The sequence below is a fragment of the Pseudomonas sp. DWRC2-2 genome (assembly GCF_049897885.1).
GTDB lineage: Bacteria > Pseudomonadota > Gammaproteobacteria > Pseudomonadales > Pseudomonadaceae > Aquipseudomonas > Aquipseudomonas azotoformans_A.
On record NZ_JAFCXD010000008.1, the window covers coordinates 1 to 20,249 of the forward strand.

Consider the following 20,249-nt stretch of genomic DNA (forward strand, 5'->3'; position numbering starts at 1 on the left):
ACCCGGCAGGACGCCGGGTTAGCCGCGCTGGGCCAAGGATGGCCCATCGCGGCGGCCCACGCTCCAAAGCCGGAGTGAGGGCACACCGAGCCTAGGCGAGGTGCCGAGTGTTGGGGCGAGAGCCTTTTGGTTACTTTTGGGCTCTTCCAAAAGTGACCCGCTGTAAGAGCGGAACCCTAAGTGGCCGTTACCGCAGCAACGGATATACACACCGAACCACCGCCATCACAGTCAACCCCCCCAAACAGACTCAAGCAAAAAACGAATAAACCACCGCAGTAATCGCCACCAACCCCACCGCCGTGACAAACACATTGGACGCCTGCCCACGGTACTTGGCCATGGCCGGCACCTTACGGATGGCATACATCGGCATCAGAAACAGAATCGACGCAATGATCGGACCACCCAGCGCCTCAATCATCCCAAGAATACTCGGGTTCAGCGTCGCCACAATCCAGCACACCACCAACATGAACGCCGCCGTCATCCGGTCCAGACGCTTGGCCTCAGGACGACGACCGGTCTTCAGCACCAGCCCCTTGAGGCCTTCACTCGCACCGATGTAATGCCCCAAGAACGACTTGGCAATCGCCACGAACGCAATCAACGGTGCTGCGAACTCAATGGTCGGATTATTGAAGTGGTTGGCCAGGTACGACAGGATCGACAGGTTCTGTGCCTTCGCCTCGGCAAGCTGCGCCGGCGACAGGGTCAGCACGCAGCTGAACACGAAGAACAGCACCATCACCACCATCAACAGGTGCGCACGGGACAGGATCTGCGAGCTGCGCTCATCAGCGTGGACGCCGTACTGACGCTTCTGGTCCACCGCAAAGGCCGAGATGATCGGCGAATGGTTGAACGAGAACACCATCACCGGAATCGCCAGCCACAAGGTGTTGAGCAGCGCGGACGGCGCCGGGACCTGGCTGGCGGTGCTGAGAATGCCGCCATTCCAGTGCGGGATCAGGTACACCGCCAGGAATAGTAACGCGACGATAAACGGATAGACCATCAGGCTCATCGCCTTGACGATCACCTGCTCACCGCAACGCACCACGGCCAGCAGGCCGAGGATCAGCACGAACGACAGCAGCGCGCGTGGTGGTGGCATGATGTGCAGTTGGTGCTCCATGAAGCTGCCGACCGTGTTGGTCAACGCCACGCTGTAGATCAGCAGGATCGGGAAGATCGCGAAGAAGTACAGCAAGGTGATCAGCGCGCCGGCCTTGATGCCGAAGTGTTCTTCGACCACGTCGGTGATGTCGGAGCCTTCACGGCCGGACAGCACGAAACGGGTCAGGCCACGGTGGGCGAAGAAGGTCATCGGGAACGCCAGCAGCGCAAGGATCACCAGGGGCCAGAAGCCGCCCAGGCCCGCGTTGATCGGCAAGAACAGCGTACCGGCGCCAATGGCGGTGCCGAACAGGCCAAGCATCCAGGTAGTGTCCTGGCGGCTCCAGCTTGTGAGGGTTGCAGGTGTCGTTGCATAGCGTTCGTCGACGCTATTGGCCTGATCATTCATCCGGTCGGATCTCCGCATTTACACGGCCGGGACGAGTCAGAAAAACCTGACAGGCAGCGCCCCGACCATAGAAGGGGCCGGATTGTCCGGGATTCTTGTGAATAAGCAAAGACTTAGCTGAGGAACGGTGGTGCGGTGCAGGCCCGCAGAGGCACCTGTATACGGCGGTTTTCGGGGCGTGCGGCTGAATGTGAAATATACATTCCCGCACAAATCTATTTTAGAATCGCGCTTGATCCTGTAGTTTTCATCCAGCATCCGCCGTTTATCCAGAGAGCCCCGCCATGCCGCGTGTTTCCCGCAAACAAGCCGACCTCAACCGTGAAATCATCGTCGAGGCGGCCACGCACCTGTTTCGCGAGCGCGGCTTGCACGGTATCAGCCTATCGGACGTCATGGCCGCCGCTGGCTTGACCCACGGCGGCTTCTACGGGCACTTCGCCTCCAAGGAAGCCCTGGCCACCGAAGCCTGCCAGCAGGCCTTCGAACAAGCGAACCTGGGTTGGCAGGCAAAGATCGATCACAGTGAAGATCAACGGGCTGCCCGCGAGGCGGTGATGGGGCCTTATCTGACAGCCACCCACCGCGACAACCCTGGAGACGGCTGCCCCGTGTCGGCCTTCGCCCCGGACATGTGCCATGAGCCCGCCGACACCGCCTTGCAACACACCTTTATTGAGGGCGTCGAGAAGTCCCTGGAGGTCTTTGCGCAGCTACAGGATGGAGATCGCCAGGCAATGCTGGCCCAGTACGCAATGATGATCGGCGCAGTGACCCTCGCGCGTGCGACACGTGGCAATCACCTGTCGGATGAATTCCTGGTTGCGGCACGAAATGCCCTACTGGCCGTTGACAGCCCTTCCTCCGTCCCAGCATGATCAGGCCATGAACATTTTCCAGCGCTGCCTCACCCGCACCACCACCACGACCGCTTCCGGCGGGTCGTGCGGTGGCTGTGAGTGCTTGAGCTAGACACTTCACAGATTCAACCCAAGGCCCCGCCAGCAATGGACGGGGCCTTTTTATTGCTCCGCCCGTTCGGCAATCACAAGGAGCAACACCATGGCTGACGCCCTGCTGATCATCGACATGCAAACCGGCTTATACGATGGCCCGGAAAAACCCTTCGAGCGCGAACGCGTGCTCGCCACTATCAACCTGCTGATTCAGCGCGCACGCCTGGCTGGCGCCCCGATATTCGTCGCCCACCACACTGGGCCGGCAGGCTCACCGATAGAAGCCGGCAGCCCGCTCTGGCGGCTGTGGCATGGGCTGGAGGTAGACGAATCCCACGACCGCCTGTTCAACAAGACTCGCCCCAGCTGCTTCCTGGGCACAAATCTGGAAGCGCAACTGAAAGCGGCCCAGGTCAATGAACTGGTGATCGTCGGCATGAAAACCCAGTTCTGCCTCGACACCACTTGCCGGGTAGCCGTGGAATTGGGGTTTGCGGTGGTGCTGCCGGAAGACGGCCACACCTGCATGGATACGCCGGCACTCAAGGCCGAAGCGATTATCGAGCATCACAATGCGACCCTGGCCGGAGCGTTTGTGAAGCGTGCACGTGCGGTCGAGATAAGCTTCTGATCGCACAAATACGGCATACTCCTCCCCTCAAACCCTTCAGGAAGAGCCTTCCGATGACCGCTACTGTTTTGGTCCTGGTTGAAACCATCAACGAATACCTGCCCATCATCGAGGGCAATGACTTTCATGTGATCCTGGCACCGACACCCGCCGAACGCGCCGAAGCCATCAAGGCCCACGGCAGCCAGATCAGAGCCGTGTTGACCCGTGGCCCGCTGGGCTTGTACGCCGAGGAAATCGCCGCCCTGCCGCTGCTGGAAATCATCTGTGTGATCGGTGCCGGCTACGAGCATGTAGACCTGCAAGCCGCCAGCAATCGCGGGATCGTCGTGACAAATGGCGCCGGGGTGAACGCGCCATCGGTGGCCGATCACGCCATGGCATTGCTGCTGTCGCTGGTGCGCGGTATCCCGCAGACCGACGCCGCCGTGCGCCGCAGCGAATGGCCGAAAGTGATGCGCCCGTCCCTGGGCGGCAAGCAGTTGGGCATCCTCGGGCTCGGTGCTGTTGGCCTGGAAATCGCCAAGCGTGCAGCCCTGGGCTTCGGCATGGAGGTGAGTTACCACAACCGCCAACCACGCGATGACGTGGACTACACCTACTGCGCCACTGGGGTGGAACTGGCGCGCACCTCGGACTTTCTGATCCTCGCCACCCCCGGCGGTGCCAGCACCCGCCACCTGATCGATCGCCACGCCCTGGATGCCCTGGGCCCGAATGGCTACCTGGTCAACATTGGGCGTGGCAGCGTGGTGGTCACCGCCGACCTGGTCGCGGCCCTGGAGCAACGCCGCATCGGCGGCGCCGCACTGGATGTATTCGACGACGAACCTCAAGTGCCTGACACCCTCAAGAAGCTCAGCAATACCGTGCTCACCTCCCATGTGGCCGGCCTGTCGCCCGAAGCGGCCCATGACACCGTGCAGCGCGTGGCCGATAACCTGGTGGAATACTTCGCCGGCCGTCCGGTGCTCACGCCGGTTGCCCTGCCCCCGCCCACTCAATGACCGATCAGGCACGCTGATCATCGTCCAACACGCTAACCTATTAAGCCGCCCCGACCTTGTCGCTGGGCGGTTGTGCGCATTAGATTAGGAAATAGTCCAAGGCCTTTAGAATAAGCAGAAGGGATAAGCATGGCGCTGAACGACCAATCGACCCAGATTCGCCCAGGCGAAGAACTTGATGCCAGCCTGATCGATCCCTACCTCAAGGCCCATATCCCCGGCCTGAGCGGCACGCCCACGATCAGCCAGTTTCCCGGTGGCGCGTCCAACCTGACCTACCTGCTGGAATACCCTGGCCAGGAATTCGTGCTGCGCCGCCCGCCCTTTGGCCACAAGGCCAAGTCCGCCCACGACATGGGCCGCGAATACCGCATTCTCAACCAGCTCAAAGATGGCTTCCCCTATTGCCCCAAGGCCTATGTGCATTGCACAGACGAATCGGTGATCGGCGCCGAGTTCTATGTGATGGAGCGGGTCAACGGCATCATCCTGCGCTCCGACCTGCCGCCTGAGCTGGGCCTGGACGCGGCCAAGACCGAAGCGCTGTGCAAAAGCTTCATCGACAAGTTCGTCGAACTGCACCAGGTGGACTACAGCGCCTGCGGCCTGGCCGACCTGGGCAAGCCGGAAGGCTATGTAGAGCGCCAGATCCGTGGCTGGAGCGATCGCTACGAGAAAGCCCTGACCCCCGACGCGCCGCGCTGGGAAGCGGTACGCGCCTGGCTCAACGACAAAATGCCGGCCGACCATCCGACATCAAGCATCGTGCACAACGACTACCGCTTCGATAACGTGATCCTCGACCCGCACAACCCCATGCAGATCATCGGCGTGCTGGACTGGGAGCTGACCACCCTCGGCGACCCGTTGATGGACCTGGGCAACACCCTCGCCTACTGGATCGAAGCGGCCGACCCGGCGCCGGTGCAACTGATGCGCCGCCAGCCGAGCAACGCGCCGGGCATGCTCACCCGCCGTGAATTCGTCGACTACTACGCCGAGCGCTCGGGCATCCAGATCGACAACTTCGACTTCTACTACACCTACGGCCTGTTCCGCCTGGCCGGCATCGTGCAGCAGATCTACTACCGCTTCTTCCATGGCCAGACCCAGGACAAACGCTTTGCGCAGTTCATTCACATGAACAAGCTGCTGGAGCAGATGAGCCTGAACGTCATCAGCAAATCGTCCCTTTAAGGAACCGCTATGTCCAAGACCCACCTGTTCGACCTCGACGGCAAGATCGCATTCGTTTCCGGCGCCAGCCGTGGCATCGGCGAGGCCATCGCCAAGTTGCTCGCCCAGCAAGGCGCCCACGTGATTGTCTCCAGCCGCAAGCTCGAAGGCTGCCAGCACGTGGCCGACGCGATCATCGCCGACGGCGGCAAGGCCACCGCCGTGGCCTGCCATATCGGTGAAATGGAACAGATCACCCAAGTGTTCGCCGGTATCCGCGAACAGTTCGGGCGCCTGGATATTCTGGTCAACAACGCCGCGACCAACCCGCAGTTCTGCAACGTACTGGACACCGACCTCGGTGCGTTCCAGAAGACCGTTGACGTGAACATCCGGGGCTACTTCTTCATGTCCGTGGAAGCCGGCAAGCTGATGCGCGACAACGGCGGCGGCAGCATCATCAACGTCGCGTCGATCAACGGGATTTCCCCCGGTGTGTTCCAGGGCATCTACTCGGTGACCAAGGCCGCTGTGATCAACATGACCAAGGTGTTCGCCAAGGAATGCGCAGCGTTCGGCATTCGCTGCAACGCCCTGCTGCCGGGCCTGACCGACACCAAGTTCGCCTCGGCGCTGGTGAAGAACGACGCGATCCTGAAAATGGCCCTGGCGCAGATCCCCCTCAAGCGCGTGGCCGACCCGAGCGAAATGGCCGGCGCGGTGCTGTTCCTGGCCAGCGATGCATCCAGCTACACCACCGGCGTATCGCTGAATGTGGACGGTGGTTTCCTGTCCTGATCAAGCATTCGGCGGCTGCTGCCGAAAACTCACCGCCAGGCGGTTCCAGCCACTGATGCTGGACACCGCCATGGTCAGGTCCACCAGTTCCTGCTCGCTGAATTCCAGCCGCACGGCGGCGAACAGTTCATCCGATACCGTCGAGGTTGGCAGTGTCGCGACGGACTCGCTCCAGGCCAACGCGGCCTTTTCCCGCGCTGTGAAGAACGGCGAATCGCGCCAGACGCACAACGCGAACAAACGTCGCTCGGTCTCGCCGCGCTGACGCGCCGCCATCGAGTGCATGTCCGTACAGAAACCACAGTGGTTGAGCTGCGAGACACGGATCTTGAGCAGTTCCAGCAAAGGCTTTTCGATGGACAAGCCAAACGTGGTCGCCTCCAGCATCAGCATGCCTTTGAGCGCCTGCGGTGAGGCGGTGTAGTAATCCAGGCGGGGTTCCATGGGGGCGGCTCTCTGGCGGTGGGTGCAATGACTGTCCAGCCTAGAACCCATACGGCATAAGCCCTATAGCCAATCGGCCGGTTTATGCAGAGACCATTTTGAGCCTGCCGCGCACGCGCGTACGCTTGGCGCAACGTCAATGCCCGGAATAACACATGGAACTGCACGTTGTGATCAACGGCCGCAAGGATCTGGCCGAACAGTTGTACCAACAGTTGCGTGAAGCCATTGGCTCCGGGCGCCTGGCCGCCGGCGCGCAGTTGCCGCCCAGCCGCTTGCTCGCCGAGCAGTTGGGCGTGTCACGCAAGACCGTGTCGGATACCTACGCCACCCTGACCTACGAGGGATTGCTGATCGGCAAGACCGGTCGCGGCACCTTCGTCAACGCTCGCGCGCCACAGAGCGAACGCCTGCAAAGCGCCACCGACCTGGCCTGCGCCGCCAACCTGGCGAAGTGGCAGTCACTGCCCTCGCCCATGCGCCACCCCACCCGCGATAGCACACTGCGCTATGAATTTATCGGCGGCGCCACCAGCCGCAACCAGTTCCCCCAGGATGAATGGCGGCGCTGTACCCAGGACGCGTTGCGGCGCATCGCTCAGAACAGTGGTTTCTACAGCCAGCCCGAAGGCTTGCCGGCGCTGCGCAGCGCTATCGCCGGGCATATCGCGTTCTCGCGCGGGGTCAACTGCCGTGACAGCGACATCGTAGTCACCAACGGCGCCCAGCAGGCACTGGACCTGATCGCCCGCGTCGTGCTGGAGCCGGGCAGCATCGTCGCCATGGAAGACCCCGGCTACAGCCCCGCACGCCAGATGTTCATGGCGATGGGTGCCAGCGTCGCCAGCGTGCCGGTGGATGAACAGGGCATTCAGGTCGAGCGGATTCCCGACGGCACACGACTGATCTACGTGACGCCCTCACACCAGTTCCCGCTCGGCATGCCCATGAGCCTGCCACGCCGTGAAGCCTTGCTGGCACGGGCGTTCGAGCTGGGCGCAATCATCATCGAGGACGACTACGACAGCGAGTTCCGCTACGAAGGGCGGCCCACCGACTCCCTGCAAAGCATGGACACCCGTGGCGTGGTGACCTACGTCGGCACCTTCTCGAAAACCTTGCTGCCGGAGCTGCGCCTGGGCTACGCGGTGCTGCCACCGGCGATTTATGGCGCAGTGCTCAAGGCCAAGCAGCTGACCGACCAGCACAGTTCCACACTGCCGCAATGGGCCCTGGCCAAGTTCATCAGTGAAGGCTACCTGCTCAAGCATATCCGTCGCTGCCACACGGTCTACGCCGGGCGCCGTGAACGCATCCTGCAACGCCTGGCAGGTGACTTGTCGCCGTGGTTCGAGGCGGTGCCGACCGTGGCCGGCTTCCACATGGCCGCGCTGTGCAAGGTGCCGGTGAACATTCCCCTGCTGATGGAACTGGCGCGCCGGGTAGAAGTGGGTTTGTACCCCTTGGATGTATTTTTCCACGATGCGCCGGTACGCCCTGGTTTGATCATCGGCTTTGGCGCTATCGAAACCCTGGACATCGACCCGGCGCTGGACAAAGTGCGAGACATTCTTCAGCAGATTGGCTAGCGGATTTTCCGGCGGATTGGTCATTGGTCCTGGCTTCGCCAGGCTCTAGCCTGTGCACTGACCCCGCCCTCGGAGACCATCGCCATGCCAGCCTGTGCCTTCAACACTGTCCTTGTCCGCGCGGCCGCCGGGCGCTCAGCGGAACTGGGCGAGCGCCTGCAGCAGATAGCCGACGCGGTGCGCACCGCCCCCGGTTGCCTGGATTACGGGGTGCAGCGCGACCCGATGGACCCCGACCTGTGGACCGTCACGGGGCGCTGGTCCTGTGCCGAGCAGCTCAGCGCACACTTCGCATTACCGGCCCTGCAAGGCTTTATCGAATTGACCCGTGAACACCTGGCCCGTTGTCTGGATTTCGACCACTGAAGTATTGGTCTACTGCTCTTCGCCGGGATTGGTCATTGGTCACCCAGGCCTTGCGGCGTAGGGTGAAGAGGTCTCGAACTACTCGGAAATTTCGCCATGAAACCACTGCTCGCCGCCGCCCTGATGCTCGCCTCGCTCAGCGCCTTTGCCCATGAACCGGTTTATAACCAGGAGTCGATCAAGGTCTTGCAAGAACACGCCTTGACCAATGTACCCGGCAAGAAAACCATCATGCTCACCGTGGACTACGCCCCTGGTCAGGCCACTGTTCCCCATAGCCACACCGGTACTGCCGTGGCCTATGTGCTGGAAGGCGCGATCACCTCGCGGGTGAATGATGAGAAAGCGAAAACCTACCAGGTCGGCGAATCGTTCTACGAACCTGCGGGCTCCCGGCACTTTGAATCGAGCAATGCCAGCCAGACAAAACCGGCCAAGTTGCTGGTGGTGATGGTGCTGGATGACAAGGCTGAAGTGCTGACGCCTCTCAAGCAGTAAGCCCTAAGGTCGCTGGAACCGCCGGCGCAGGTCCTCGATCTGTGGCCGGCACGCACAGCCTTCCAAATGATCATTGACCATCCCCATCGCCTGCATCAACGCATACATCGTGGTCGGGCCCACATAGGTCCAACCGCGTTTCTTCAAGGCTTTCGACAAACGTACCGAAGCCGGTGATGTGGGATTGCCCGTCCAATACGCCATGTCTACCACCTCAGGGCGCTCGTCTTGACTGGGCTCAAACGCCCACAGCCAGCTCGCCAGCGAACCCGTCTCATCCACCAGTTCACAGGCCCGGCGTGCATTGTTGATGGTGGACACGATCTTGGCCCGATTGCGCACGATGCCCGGGTCCTGCATCAAGCGCTCGATATCCGCCTCGCCGTACTGCGCCACCCTTCTGAAATCAAACCCGTCGAACGCCGCCCGAAACTGCTCACGCTTGCGCAGGATGGTGATCCACGCCAAGCCCGCCTGGAATCCTTCCAGGCAGACCTTTTCGTACAGCTGGATATCATCCGCCACCGGCACGCCCCACTCCTGGTCGTGATAACGCAGGTATTCCGGCGCAGCCGTGCGCCAGGTGCAGTGGGTCTGCCCGGTTTCGTCAGGGGTCAGTCCTGGTGTGTCCATCCATCACCTCATGTGCCGAGCGGCGGATGATAAGCGAAAAAAATTCTCGCGCACCAACCGCTCAAGCATCGCCGTTACCGACCAACTGGTCAGACCGGGACCTGTCGACCGTCAAATAATTGCTTGTGATTTCAAAAATACCGGGCGTAGACTGGCCGCGCACTGGACTTACCGGTATGACCACAACAATTAAGCCCTGGAACCACCAGGGCACCGAATAGAGATCCCTCCCATGCTCAGATGGTGCTCGCGTTCGATTTTCCTGCAAGTCGTGATTGGTCTGATGCTCGGCATCATTTGCGGCCTGGCCCTTCCCGAATTCTCCTCGCAACTCAAACCCCTGGGTGACGGCTTTATCAAGCTGATCAAGATGCTGATCGGCCTGATCGTGTTCTGCGTGGTGGTCAGCGGCATTTCCGGTGCAGGCGACCTGAAGAAAGTCGGGCGTATCGGCCTCAAGTCGGTGATCTACTTTGAAGTGCTCACCACCGTCGCCCTGGTGATCGGCCTGGTGATGGCCTTCAGCACCGGCATCGGCCAAGGCGCCAATATCCACCTGGAGCAGTTGTCGTCCGCCGGCCTCAATGAACTGGCCGACAAGGGCCAGCACATCCGCGGCACCAGCCAGTTCCTGATGGACCTGATCCCCAACTCGGTGATCGGCGCCTTTGCCGACAACAACGTGCTGCAAGTGCTGCTGTTCTCGGTGCTGTTCGGCAGTGCGTTGAACCTGGTGGGCGTAGCCGCTTCGGGCATCTCGCGACTGATCAACGAATTGAGTCATGTGATTTTCCGCATCATGGGCATGATCGTGCGCCTGGCGCCGGTCGGCGTATTTGGCGCGATCGCCTTCACCACCAGCACCTACGGGCTGGACTCCCTACAACACCTGGGCAGCCTGGTGGGCTTGTTCTACCTGACGTGCTTTGCCTTCGTCGGGCTGATCCTCGGCCTGGTGATGCGCCTGTCGGGCCTGCGCATGCTCCCGCTGCTCAAGTACCTGCGTGAAGAACTGCTGATCGTCATGGGTACCGCCTCCTCCGACGCCGTGCTGCCACAGATCATGCGTAAACTCGAACACCTGGGCATCGGCAGCTCCACCGTGGGCCTGGTGATTCCGACGGGGTATTCGTTCAACCTCGACGGGTTCTCCATCTACCTGACCCTGGCCATTGTGTTTATCGCCAACGCCACCGGCACACCACTGTCGATGACCGATTTGATGACCATCCTACTGGTGTCGCTGATCACCTCCAAAGGCGCCCATGGCATTCCCGGCTCGGCGCTGGTGATTCTGGCGGCGACGCTGACGGCGATTCCAGCGATCCCGGTGGTGGGCCTGGTGCTGGTGCTGGCGGTGGATTGGTTCATGGGCATCGGTCGCGCATTGACTAACCTGATCGGCAACTGCGTCGCCACCGTGGCCATCGCCCGCTGGGAAAAAGACATCGACCTCCAGCGCGCCAACAAGGTGCTGGACGGCCAGCAAGGGTATGCCTTCCAGGCCAAGAAACCGGTGTTGCCGGCGCATCAGGAGTTCTGATTTTGCGGGGCCGGGTGGCCGGCCCTTCATTCATTCTTAAGGAGCGTACGACGTGATCAGCACCTCAACCGTCGTCAATTCAGTGGTAGAAAAACTCCGCGCCGCCTTGGCGCGTGGCCAGTGGCGCCGGGGTGAAATGCTCCCCGGCCAGCGCGAACTGGCCGAACAGATGGGCATCAGCCGCCCCAGCCTACGTGAAGCGGTGATCGTGCTGGAAACCCTCGGCCTGGTGCGTTCCATGCCCGGTAAAGGCGTGGTGGTACTGGAAACCAGCGTCAGCGAGCCGCAATCCAGCGACGCCGTGGCCGACGCCAGCCTGGAAGACATCCTGCAACTGCGCTACACCCTCGAACCCTTCATTGTCGGCCTGGTGGCCCAATCCATCAGCAGCAAGGAAGTCGGCCAACTGCGCCTGACCCTGATGGACATGCGCGAAGCCCTTGACGCCGGCGACGCCGAAGCCGGGATGAACGCCTACATCGGCTTTCACGAAGAACTGTTCGCCCTCACCTCCAACCCGATCTTCCAGAACGTGGTGCAACAGACCAGCAACGCCCTCAAGCAAAGCGCCCAGGTACTGCGCAACTCGCCGGAACACCTGGCCGAACGCCTGCAGGAAAACGACGCCGTGGTGCGCGCCATCCGCAACAAGAACAGCGCCCTGGCCAGCGCCGAGATGCGTCGGCACATCCTTCAGGAAGGCCTGCGCATGGGCATTCGCTTGAACATCCCGGACGACCATCTGGGCAGCTGATTTTTTTGGAGACAGGCCATGACCGCCCACGCCTTGCACTACGAACCGATCCTCCCGACCCTGCGCCTGGTCGCTGGTAAAAAACCTTCGGTGGACGACATCTACCCACGCCTGTTCGACGCGATCCTGGAACAGCGGATCGCCCCGGCCAGTCGCTTTACCGAAGAAGGCCTGGGCGAGATCTTTGGGGTGAGCCGCAGCGTGATTCGCCGCGTATTGGCAAAGCTGTCCCATCAGCAAGTGATCATCCTGCGTCCCAACCAGCGTGCCCAGGTGGCTGCGCCGGATCCACAGCAAACCCGCCAAATCCTGGAAGCCCGCCGCCTGACGGAAATGACTGTGGTGCAACTGGCCTGCGCGCAGGCCACATCGACGCAGATCCGGCTTTTGCGCGAACTGATCGCGCGGGAGCGTGAGCATATTGAACGGGACCAACGCGGGCCAGCCATCCGCCTCTCCGGCGAATTCCACCTGCAACTGGCAGCAATGGCACGTAACGCGCCCTTGGCGCAATTTCTCAACAGCCTGGTGCCGTTAACGTCCTTGATCATCGCCCAGTACGAAGCGAAGGCGTGCACCTATTGCGCGTGGCAGGAGCATGAAGCGATTGTGGATGCCGTCGAACAACGCGATGTGAACCGCGCAATGAACCTGATGACCCAACACCTGGATCACCTGGAAGCCAAATTGCTGAGCCACGATGGCCAGATGGCCCACCCTGGCTGACTACAATTACAACGCTGATCTACGAAATCACCGACAGCAGGGACCGTCATAGAACCGCAGAATTGCATTCATTCCTAAAGCCTTGAACGCGGATGAATAGCACTATGCACCCCCTCACTTTCGCTCTGGTCACTGGCCTGGTCGTCACACAGTTCAGTGTCGATGCACGGGCCGGCGACGCGTTAACTGCCGGGACTTACATCATCACCCCGGCAGCCCCCGTGTGGTTGCTTGAACAACCCTACGCGGATAGCCCCATGCTCACCGCCCGCACCTTCGGTGGCAGCGCTTACGGCGACTACCACGTCAAGGCCAGCCTTGAAATCAGCTGTTCGCCGCAGAGCCCAACCGCCAGCCTTGCATTGCAAATCACACCGACAGCGCTGGGCTTTGACGTCGCACCCTTCGAAGGTCCAGACGCCAGTACCGATGGTCCGTTGCGTATCACTACGGCAACACGCATGGCCATCGACCACCCGGTAAACGGCGTCTGGACTTACGGCGGAGCGTTCCAGATCGGCACGGTATTTTCGCTCAGTGCTGCTGTTCCCCATGACGAATTAGCCTACTGGGCCAGCGATGCCTCACGCGGCCAGACACTAAAACTTTCGGTAGCGCCAGCCAAAGAGGGTGACAAGCCGCTGACCGCGACATTCTTATTGCCTGCTAACAACAACGGTTTGAAAACAGTTATCCAGCCCTGCCTGGGCAACGCCAGTTTTTAAGCCATAAAAAAAGCCCCGTATCTCAGGATACGGGGCTTTTTGTCCTACAGCTGAATCAAGCCGGTTGCAGCACCGACTGACCGCTCAACGCCAGGTCCAGCAACTCACGGTTGGCCACCGCGTACATGGCGTAGTCCGTCCCCACAGCGGCACGGATTTCCACCATCATCGCCACCCAACGCTGCGCCATGTCCTTGTGCTGCTCAAGCCACAGGGCCACGCGGGCTTCCATGTCTTGTGGCGCGTCGGCCATTTGCAGCACGGAGATGGTGATTGCGCGTTGCTGCCAGTCCACGTCGTCGCGGAAGGCTTCACGGGCCTGGGCCTGCCAGTTGTTGGCCACCGGCAGATCGCTGATCTGCTGCAGGTACCACGGCAAGTCCAACGCGCTGCCGACGGCAAAGTAGGCCTTGGCCACTTCGGCGGCGTCATGCCCGGTCACATCAGCGGCTTCGATAATCGGCAGCAAGGTGTACAGGTGAGTAGTGCCTGCAACCATGCGTGCCAACAACTCCGGCACACCGGCTTCGGTGTATTTGCCGTAGCGGTTCTGCCAGCCTTCGCGGGTCGGGCCTTCCAGCAGTTCGTCGAGCTTGAGGCCCAGCGCCGCCAGGTGCGGACCGAAGTGCGCGGTGTCACGGCCAGCGTCTTGCTCGTTGCGACGGCTGCGCAGGAACCAGCGTGTAGCACGACGACCCAGGCGCATCAGCTCATCCATCAACTCCAGTTGCACGTCAGCGGAAACCTGGTGGTCCAGGGCTTCAATCTGACGGAACCAGTGCGGGAGGTGGAAGATGTCACGCACGATCACATAAGCGCCTGCCACGTTCGCCGGGCTCATGCCGGTCGACTCTTTGAGTCGTTGAACGAAGGTGATACCCATGTGGTTGACCAGGTCGTTGGCGATCTGGGTGCTGACGATCTCACGCTTCAGGCGGTGGCGACGCATGGCCTCGGAGAACTTGGCGACCAGGCTCGGTGGGAACGCGGTCTCCATGTCACGGGTCAGGTAGTCGTCATCCGGCACCAGGGACTTGAGCAGCGCTTCCTTGAGGTCGATCTTGCTGTAGGAAATCAGCACCGACAGTTCCGGACGGGTCAGGCCCTTGCCGTTCGCGGCGCGCTCGGTGAGCTGCTCCTCGGTCGGCAGGTACTCGATGGCGCGGTCCAGCTTGCCACGGCCTTCCAGGTCGCTCATCAGGCGCTTGTACTCGGCGGCACGCTCGTAGGCACGGCGCGCGGCCAGGGACAGGGCCTGGGTTTGCTTGTAGTTGTTGCCCAACACCAGGTTGCCGACTTCGTCGGTCATGCTCGCCAGCAACTGGTTGCGTTGCTTGTCGGTCATGTCACCGGCCTGCACCACTTCGTTGAGCAGGATCTTGATGTTCACTTCGTGGTCGGAGCAGTCCACGCCACCGGCGTTGTCGATGAAGTCGGTGTTGGAACCGCCGCCATTGAGGCCGAATTCCACGCGACCCAGCTGGGTCATACCGAGGTTACCGCCCTCGCCCACTACCTTGCAGCGCAGCTCGTTGCCGTTGACGCGCAGCGCGTCGTTGGCCTTGTCGCCCACGTCGGCATGGCTTTCGGTGCTGGCCTTGACGTAGGTGCCGATACCGCCGTTCCACAACAGGTCCACTGGCGCCTTGAGCAAGGCGTTCAGCAGTTCGGTCGGGGTCAGCTTGTCGGCCGCGATGTCGAAGCGCTCTTTCATCTGTGGCGAGATGGCAATGCTCTTCGCGCTGCGCGAGAAGATACCGCCGCCTTCGGACATGATGCTGGTGTCGTAGTCGGTCCAGGCCGAACGCGGCAGCTCGAACATGCGCTGACGCTCGACGAAGCTGGTGGCCGGGTTCGGGTTTGGATCGATGAAGATATGCAGGTGGTTGAACGCTGCGACCAGTTGCAGCTTGTCGGACATCAACAAGCCGTTACCGAACACGTCACCGGCCATGTCGCCAACGCCCACCACGGTGATGCTGTCTTCCTGCACGTTGATGCCGCGCTCACGGAAGTGACGCTGCACGCCGACCCACGCGCCCTTGGCGGTGATGCCCATCTTCTTGTGGTCGTAACCGGCGGAACCGCCGGACGCGAACGCGTCACCCAGCCAGAAGCCGTAGTCGATGGCGATGCCGTTGGCGATGTCGGAGAAGGTCGCAGTGCCCTTGTCCGCTGCGACGACCAGGTACGGGTCATCGTCGTCATGACGCACGACGTTGGCCGGTGGCACCAAGGCGCCGTCCTTCAGGTTGTCGGTGATGTCCAACAGGCCGGAAATGAAGATGCGGTAGCAGGCGATGCCCTCGGCCGCGATCTCGTCACGGCTGCCGCCCAGTGGCAGGCGACGCGGCAAGAAGCCGCCCTTCGCACCCACTGGCACGATGACCGAGTTCTTCACTTGCTGGGCTTTTACCAGGCCGAGCACTTCGGTGCGGAAGTCTTCTTCACGGTCGGACCAGCGCAGGCCGCCGCGCGCGACGTTGCCAAAGCGCAAGTGCACGCCTTCGACGCGTGGCGAGTACACGAAGATTTCAAACTTCGGCACGGGCTTAGGCAGCTCAGGGATCGCATGCGGGTTGAACTTGAAGCTGAAGTACGACTTGTTCTGGCCGTTGGCGTCAGTCTGGTAGAAGTTGGTGCGCAGGGTCGCCTTGATCAGGTCCAGGTAGCGACGCAGGATGCGGTCTTCGTTGAGCACCTGGACGTCGTCCAGGGCCGAAAGAATCGCTTGTTCCAGGCGTAGCTGCTTGTCTTCCAGGTCGTCGCTGGTGAGCTTGCGCGCCAGGTAGAAACGGGTCTTGAACAACCGGGTCAACTCGCGGGCGATGTCGGTGTGGTTGTTCAGGGTGCTGGCGATGTAACCCAGGTCGAAGCCCAGACGGATCTGCTTCAGGTAACGGGCGTAGGCACGCAGCAGTGCCACGTCGCGCCATGGCAGGCCGGCGGTAAGTACCAAGCGGTTGAACGCATCGTTTTCGGCGTCGCCGTGCACGATGTGCACAAACGCGTCCTGCAGGGTGTCGTTGAGCTGCTGGATGTCGAGGTTCACGCCTTCGGCGGCAATGAACGCGAAGTCATGGATCCAGAACTCACGGCCATTGGCGTGACGCAGGCGGTACGGGAACTCGCCCAGCACACGCAGGCCGAGGTTTTCCAGGATCGGCAGCACGTCGGACAGCGCCAGCGGGGTATCGGCGTGGTAGAGCTTGCAATGCAGTTCGCGCTGACCGGATACCTGGCCCAGCGGCTGGTAGAAACTCATCACCAGCGGGTTGGCTTCGGTGAGACTGAGCAAGTGCTGCATGTCGACCACGGCCGAATGCGCGGCGAAACGCTCGCGGTAACCGGCGGGGAAGCCTTTCGGGAAGTCGGCCAGCACGTTGGTACCGTGGGCTTCGCCGAAGCTTTCCACGACCAGGCTGGCGTAGTCGTCCTGCCAGCTGCGACAGGCCTGCACCACTTCTTTTTCCAGTTGCAGCGGGTCGATGTCCAGGCGGTTCTTCGGGTCAACCCGCAGGATCAGCTGTACACGGGCCAGCACGGACTCGGAGAAGAACGTCCAGAATTCGCAGTCCGAGGCCTTCAGGCGATCCATCAGCACTTGCTGGATCTTCTGGCGCACTTCGGTGGAATAGATGTCGCGCGGGACGTAGGCCAGGCAGTAGCAGAAACGACCGTACGGGTCTTTGCGCAGGAACACGCGGATCTTGTTGCGTTCCTGGATCTGCACAATCGACATCACGGTGCTGAACAGCTCGTCGACCGGGGTCTGGAACAGGTCGTCGCGTGGCAATACTTCAACCACCTGCGCCAGTTCCTTGCCCAGGTGAGCCTTGGGCTGGAAGCCGGAGCGGCGTTCGATTTCCGCAACCTTGCGACGGATGTACGGAATCACCCGCACGCTTTCGCCATACACCGACGAGGTGTACAGGCCCATGAAACGATGTTCCTTGATCACTTTGCCGTCGGCGCTGATCTCACGGATCGACACATAGTCCGGATACGCCGGACGGTGCACGCGGCTCGGGTGCGCAGCCTTGGCGAACGACAGCACGGTCGGTTCACGCAGGTAGGCTACGGCATAGTCTTCGATGCGCAGGTCATCGGCGGTGAGGCCGGCGCGCAGCAGTTTGGTCAGACCGAGGAACGAATCGGCGTCATATTCGATATGACCGCCATCCGCCTCGTCACGTACCACGAACTCTTCATAGCCGAGAAAGGTGAAGTGGTTGCCCACCAGCCACTCCAGGAAGTTCTTGATCTCGGCTTTCTCTTCGCCGTCGATGCTGAACTGGCTGGCGTCGATACCGGCCAGCAAGTCCTGGACCTTGGCTTTCATCGGTTCGAAATCGGCTACGGCCACGCGCACTTCGCCCAGCACCTGCTCCAGCTCTTTGCTCAGCACGTTCAGTTCGGCGGCGTTGGCGCAGCGGTCGATTTCCAGGTACATCAGCGATTCTTGCAGGATGCCTTCGCCCTGGGTGCCTTTTGGCAGGATCTCCAGCAGCTCGCCCTTGGCGCCACGGCGTACGCTGAGCACGGTGGTCTGCAAGGTGTGAATGCTGTAGCCGCGGCGGTTCAGCTCGGTACGCACCGAATCCACCAGGAACGGCAGGTCATGGTGCAGCACTTCGACCGCGGTATGGGTCGACTGCCAGCCATGACGTTCATAATCGGGGTTGTAGACCCGCACTTGCGGTTGGGTGTGGTCAAAGCGCTCAAGCAGGCGCCAGGCAGAAAGAGTGCAACCGGCCAGGTCGGAAAGGCGACGCTGGGTCAGTTCGTCCAGGGAAATGATGCCGAAGAATTGTTCAGCGAACAGCGCCACTTGTGGCAGTGCCTGTTCACTGATGTGCTGCGCCAGTGCCGCTTGCAGTTGATGCTGGAAGTCGGCCTTGCTGGCTGCGGTGAAGAACGCCATCTGTGGTACTCCGCTTGGGCTTGTTATTGATGGAAGCGTCGCGTGTTATCCCCTTGCGGGGATACCGTCAGCGCTGTTCGCTGGTACTGATATAAGCACACTAGCGAATCAGGGTGACAGGTGGGTGAAGCTGGACAAGACAATGAGGTCACATACAACTTCCATAAGATGCGCACCTTGCCGGGTGACGGTACGACGGGCAGGTCAGGCGCCTGGCTCATGCACATCCGTTGCGCAGCTTAACGAGTGTGGGAAGCCCACTGCTTGCGACGCTGCGACATATTCGGTCATCGGTAAGCAGGCGCTGGGTTGCGACTTGGGCAACCCGCTATTTCCAGGCAAAAAACCGCCTGTTGAACGGCCTGCGAGTACCAGAAATGACTGATTTTGCCCCTCAGGTCATGCACTGGGTCTGACACAGGATGCAGCACAAAATTCGCCGCAATGGCACAATTGCGCGCATTACGCCTTACCCCAGACAGGATTCCCCATGCTGCAGCTGAAAACCGACGCCCTGATGGTCACCCCGTGCGATGACGAAGAAGACAACATGGCGATGCTCTGCTGTCACGGCAAGAACGGCGAGATGTTCATGCTGACCCGTTACCCGGATGAAGACGAAGTGGAACTGACCTGGGATTACGAACCGTCGACCCTCGACGGGTTGAAAGTCACCCTGGGCGCCACGACGCTGCTGGTTGAGCTGGCCGCAGGCGATGCCGATGCACTGGGCGGCAAGGACCAGCTGGAGATCACCCACGCCACAAGCGCGTCGGACCTGGCCGAAGTCGAGGAAACCCTGCAAAACATCCTCAAAGGCACTGGCACCTACGTCCGCGCGTGACGCCTCGCACACAAAAATCCTACAAGTTTTGCCAAAAATACCCGTTACGCCGTTAGTCGCCAGCCCCTTCGATGCATTAAAGTAAGCCTCCCAAGCCCGGCGTTTTTTTCTCGACCACCGGGCTCATCTCTCCAGGAACCGTCATCGATGGAACATCGTGAAGCGCTGCTTGCGCTGCGAACCTTTCTTTCTACGCAGATTCTCGGCCAGGAAAAACTCATCGATCGCCTGTTGATCGCCTTGCTCGCCGACGGCCATATGCTGGTGGAAGGCGCGCCGGGCCTGGCCAAGACCAAGGCCATCAAAGAGTTGGCCGAAGGCATCGAAGCGCAGTTCCATCGTATCCAGTTCACCCCCGACCTGTTGCCCGCCGACATCACCGGCACCGAGATCTACCGCCCGGAAACCGGCAGTTTTGTGTTCCAGCAAGGGCCGATCTTCCACAACCTGGTGCTGGCGGACGAAATCAACCGCGCCCCGGCCAAGGTGCAGTCGGCCTTGCTGGAGGCCATGGCCGAGCGCCAGGTCAGTGTCGGGCGCAGCACGTACGACCTGTCGCCGCTGTTCCTGGTGATGGCCACGCAAAACCCCATCGAGCAGGAAGGCACCTACCCGCTGCCCGAAGCCCAGCTCGACCGTTTCCTGATGCATGTGAAAATCGGCTTCCCGGACGCCGCCGTCGAGCGGCGCATCCTGCAACAAGCCCGTGGCGAAGCGCTCAACGGCGAAACCAAGCCGGATCGCCGCGTCAGCCAGCAGGCGATCTTCGCCGCACGCAAGGAAATCCTCGGTCTGTACATGGCAGACGCCGTGGAGGAATACCTGGTGCAACTGGTGATGGCCACGCGCACCCCGGCCAAGTTCGACCCGGAAATGGCCGAGTGGATAGCGTACGGTGCCAGCCCACGCGGTTCCATCGCCCTGGACCGCTGTGCCCGCGCCCATGCCTGGCTGGCCGGTCGCGACTTCGTCAGCCCGGAAGATATCCAGGCGGTACTGTTCGACGTGCTGCGCCATCGCATCATCCTGTCGTTCGAGGCCGAAGCCGCTGGCATTGACCAAGACCGTGTGGTGCAGCGCATTCTCGACGTCGTTGCCGTCGCTTGA

The 20,249-nt window shown here is 61.3% G+C and carries 18 protein-coding genes; 14 read left to right on the forward strand and 4 right to left on the reverse strand.

Features of this window, described 5'->3' with window-relative positions:
* Window positions 1-250 precede the first annotated feature (250 nt).
* Window positions 251-1,528 (reverse strand): HAAAP family serine/threonine permease, encoded by a 1,278-nt coding sequence (locus tag ACP7EW_RS27510; RefSeq protein ID WP_016980153.1) that lies wholly within the window; start codon window positions 1,526-1,528, stop codon window positions 251-253.
* A gap of 284 nt (window positions 1,529-1,812) precedes the next feature.
* Here ACP7EW_RS27510 and ACP7EW_RS27515 point away from each other — a divergent pair, with 284 nt between their 5' ends.
* From ACP7EW_RS27515 to ACP7EW_RS27535, 5 genes are all read left to right on the forward strand, one after another.
* Window positions 1,813-2,406, forward strand: coding sequence for a TetR/AcrR family transcriptional regulator (locus ACP7EW_RS27515; RefSeq protein WP_426221195.1), 594 nt, complete (start codon window positions 1,813-1,815; stop codon window positions 2,404-2,406).
* A gap of 184 nt (window positions 2,407-2,590) precedes the next feature.
* The gene (locus tag ACP7EW_RS27520) at window positions 2,591-3,115 is read left to right on the forward strand and encodes a cysteine hydrolase family protein (protein ID WP_426221197.1); all 525 of its coding nucleotides are present in this window, start codon (window positions 2,591-2,593) and stop codon (window positions 3,113-3,115) included.
* A gap of 53 nt (window positions 3,116-3,168) precedes the next feature.
* Window positions 3,169-4,122, forward strand: a complete 954-nt coding sequence (locus tag ACP7EW_RS27525) for a 2-hydroxyacid dehydrogenase (RefSeq protein ID WP_426221199.1) — start codon at window positions 3,169-3,171, stop codon at window positions 4,120-4,122.
* Window positions 4,123-4,251: 129 nt separating this feature from the next.
* Window positions 4,252-5,319, forward strand: a complete 1,068-nt coding sequence (locus ACP7EW_RS27530; protein ID WP_177114298.1) for a phosphotransferase family protein — start codon at window positions 4,252-4,254, stop codon at window positions 5,317-5,319.
* 9 nt (window positions 5,320-5,328) lie between these two features.
* Entirely contained in the window at window positions 5,329-6,096 is a 768-nt protein-coding gene (locus ACP7EW_RS27535) for an SDR family oxidoreductase (protein WP_016980158.1), read from the forward strand.
* Here the strand turns inward: ACP7EW_RS27535 and ACP7EW_RS27540 are convergent, their stop codons facing one another.
* A complete protein-coding gene (locus tag ACP7EW_RS27540; protein WP_038850919.1) occupies window positions 6,097-6,540 on the reverse strand; it encodes a carboxymuconolactone decarboxylase family protein in 444 nt (147 codons plus the stop codon). It lies immediately after the preceding gene.
* A 155-nt stretch (window positions 6,541-6,695) separates the two neighbouring features.
* On the opposite strand from ACP7EW_RS27540, the gene ACP7EW_RS27545 reads away from it, so the two are divergent.
* The 3 genes from ACP7EW_RS27545 to ACP7EW_RS27555 all read left to right on the forward strand — a co-directional run bounded on the left by ACP7EW_RS27545 (window position 6,696) and on the right by ACP7EW_RS27555 (window position 8,993).
* Complete coding sequence (locus ACP7EW_RS27545) at window positions 6,696-8,129, forward strand: PLP-dependent aminotransferase family protein (RefSeq protein ID WP_426221202.1); 1,434 nt, start codon at window positions 6,696-6,698, stop codon at window positions 8,127-8,129.
* Window positions 8,130-8,213: 84 nt separating this feature from the next.
* Window positions 8,214-8,495, forward strand: a complete 282-nt coding sequence (locus ACP7EW_RS27550) for a putative quinol monooxygenase (protein ID WP_426221204.1) — start codon at window positions 8,214-8,216, stop codon at window positions 8,493-8,495.
* A 96-nt stretch (window positions 8,496-8,591) separates the two neighbouring features.
* Entirely contained in the window at window positions 8,592-8,993 is a 402-nt protein-coding gene (locus ACP7EW_RS27555) for a cupin domain-containing protein (protein ID WP_426221206.1), read from the forward strand.
* Window positions 8,994-8,996: 3 nt separating this feature from the next.
* Here ACP7EW_RS27555 and ACP7EW_RS27560 read toward each other — a convergent pair whose 3' ends face one another.
* The gene (locus ACP7EW_RS27560) at window positions 8,997-9,626 is read right to left on the reverse strand and encodes a DNA-3-methyladenine glycosylase I (RefSeq protein WP_061437251.1); all 630 of its coding nucleotides are present in this window, start codon (window positions 9,624-9,626) and stop codon (window positions 8,997-8,999) included.
* A 217-nt stretch (window positions 9,627-9,843) separates the two neighbouring features.
* On the opposite strand from ACP7EW_RS27560, the gene ACP7EW_RS27565 reads away from it, so the two are divergent.
* From ACP7EW_RS27565 to ACP7EW_RS27580, 4 genes are all read left to right on the forward strand, one after another.
* Window positions 9,844-11,169 carry a C4-dicarboxylate transporter DctA gene (locus ACP7EW_RS27565; RefSeq protein ID WP_426221335.1) on the forward strand — a complete coding sequence of 442 codons (1,326 nt, stop codon included), beginning with the start codon at window positions 9,844-9,846 and terminating at the stop codon, window positions 11,167-11,169.
* A gap of 52 nt (window positions 11,170-11,221) precedes the next feature.
* Entirely contained in the window at window positions 11,222-11,923 is a 702-nt protein-coding gene (locus tag ACP7EW_RS27570; protein ID WP_016980165.1) for a FadR/GntR family transcriptional regulator, read from the forward strand.
* A gap of 18 nt (window positions 11,924-11,941) precedes the next feature.
* Window positions 11,942-12,649, forward strand: coding sequence for a GntR family transcriptional regulator (locus ACP7EW_RS27575; RefSeq protein WP_426221209.1), 708 nt, complete (start codon window positions 11,942-11,944; stop codon window positions 12,647-12,649).
* Window positions 12,650-12,753: 104 nt separating this feature from the next.
* Complete coding sequence (locus tag ACP7EW_RS27580; RefSeq protein ID WP_426221211.1) at window positions 12,754-13,374, forward strand: hypothetical protein; 621 nt, start codon at window positions 12,754-12,756, stop codon at window positions 13,372-13,374.
* A gap of 55 nt (window positions 13,375-13,429) precedes the next feature.
* On the opposite strand, the gene ACP7EW_RS27585 is transcribed toward ACP7EW_RS27580, so the two are convergent.
* Window positions 13,430-18,298 carry an NAD-glutamate dehydrogenase gene (locus ACP7EW_RS27585; protein WP_314533192.1) on the reverse strand — a complete coding sequence of 1,623 codons (4,869 nt, stop codon included), beginning with the start codon at window positions 18,296-18,298 and terminating at the stop codon, window positions 13,430-13,432.
* A 490-nt stretch (window positions 18,299-18,788) separates the two neighbouring features.
* Between ACP7EW_RS27585 and ACP7EW_RS27590 the strand changes: the two genes are divergently transcribed.
* Window positions 18,789-19,142, forward strand: a complete 354-nt coding sequence (locus tag ACP7EW_RS27590; RefSeq protein WP_033902402.1) for a hypothetical protein — start codon at window positions 18,789-18,791, stop codon at window positions 19,140-19,142.
* 147 nt (window positions 19,143-19,289) lie between these two features.
* Window positions 19,290-20,249: an AAA family ATPase gene (locus ACP7EW_RS27595; protein WP_426221213.1), complete on the forward strand. Its 960-nt coding sequence runs from the start codon at window positions 19,290-19,292 to the stop codon at window positions 20,247-20,249.

What these genes read in the sequence shown, in the direction of transcription:
- ACP7EW_RS27510 (WP_016980153.1), bottom strand. Translation starts at nt 1,528, where the DNA reads ATGAATGATCAGGCCAATAGCGTCGACGAACGCTATGCAACGACACCT.
- ACP7EW_RS27515 (WP_426221195.1), top strand. Translation starts at nt 1,813, where the DNA reads ATGCCGCGTGTTTCCCGCAAACAAGCCGACCTCAACCGTGAAATCATC.
- ACP7EW_RS27520 (WP_426221197.1), top strand. Translation starts at nt 2,591, where the DNA reads ATGGCTGACGCCCTGCTGATCATCGACATGCAAACCGGCTTATACGAT.
- ACP7EW_RS27525 (WP_426221199.1), top strand. Translation starts at nt 3,169, where the DNA reads ATGACCGCTACTGTTTTGGTCCTGGTTGAAACCATCAACGAATACCTG.
- ACP7EW_RS27530 (WP_177114298.1), top strand. Translation starts at nt 4,252, where the DNA reads ATGGCGCTGAACGACCAATCGACCCAGATTCGCCCAGGCGAAGAACTT.
- ACP7EW_RS27535 (WP_016980158.1), top strand. Translation starts at nt 5,329, where the DNA reads ATGTCCAAGACCCACCTGTTCGACCTCGACGGCAAGATCGCATTCGTT.
- ACP7EW_RS27540 (WP_038850919.1), bottom strand. Translation starts at nt 6,540, where the DNA reads ATGGAACCCCGCCTGGATTACTACACCGCCTCACCGCAGGCGCTCAAA.
- ACP7EW_RS27545 (WP_426221202.1), top strand. Translation starts at nt 6,696, where the DNA reads ATGGAACTGCACGTTGTGATCAACGGCCGCAAGGATCTGGCCGAACAG.
- ACP7EW_RS27550 (WP_426221204.1), top strand. Translation starts at nt 8,214, where the DNA reads ATGCCAGCCTGTGCCTTCAACACTGTCCTTGTCCGCGCGGCCGCCGGG.
- ACP7EW_RS27555 (WP_426221206.1), top strand. Translation starts at nt 8,592, where the DNA reads ATGAAACCACTGCTCGCCGCCGCCCTGATGCTCGCCTCGCTCAGCGCC.
- ACP7EW_RS27560 (WP_061437251.1), bottom strand. Translation starts at nt 9,626, where the DNA reads ATGGACACACCAGGACTGACCCCTGACGAAACCGGGCAGACCCACTGC.
- ACP7EW_RS27575 (WP_426221209.1), top strand. Translation starts at nt 11,942, where the DNA reads ATGACCGCCCACGCCTTGCACTACGAACCGATCCTCCCGACCCTGCGC.
- ACP7EW_RS27580 (WP_426221211.1), top strand. Translation starts at nt 12,754, where the DNA reads ATGCACCCCCTCACTTTCGCTCTGGTCACTGGCCTGGTCGTCACACAG.
- ACP7EW_RS27585 (WP_314533192.1), bottom strand. Translation starts at nt 18,298, where the DNA reads ATGGCGTTCTTCACCGCAGCCAGCAAGGCCGACTTCCAGCATCAACTG.
- ACP7EW_RS27590 (WP_033902402.1), top strand. Translation starts at nt 18,789, where the DNA reads ATGCTGCAGCTGAAAACCGACGCCCTGATGGTCACCCCGTGCGATGAC.
- ACP7EW_RS27595 (WP_426221213.1), top strand. Translation starts at nt 19,290, where the DNA reads ATGGAACATCGTGAAGCGCTGCTTGCGCTGCGAACCTTTCTTTCTACG.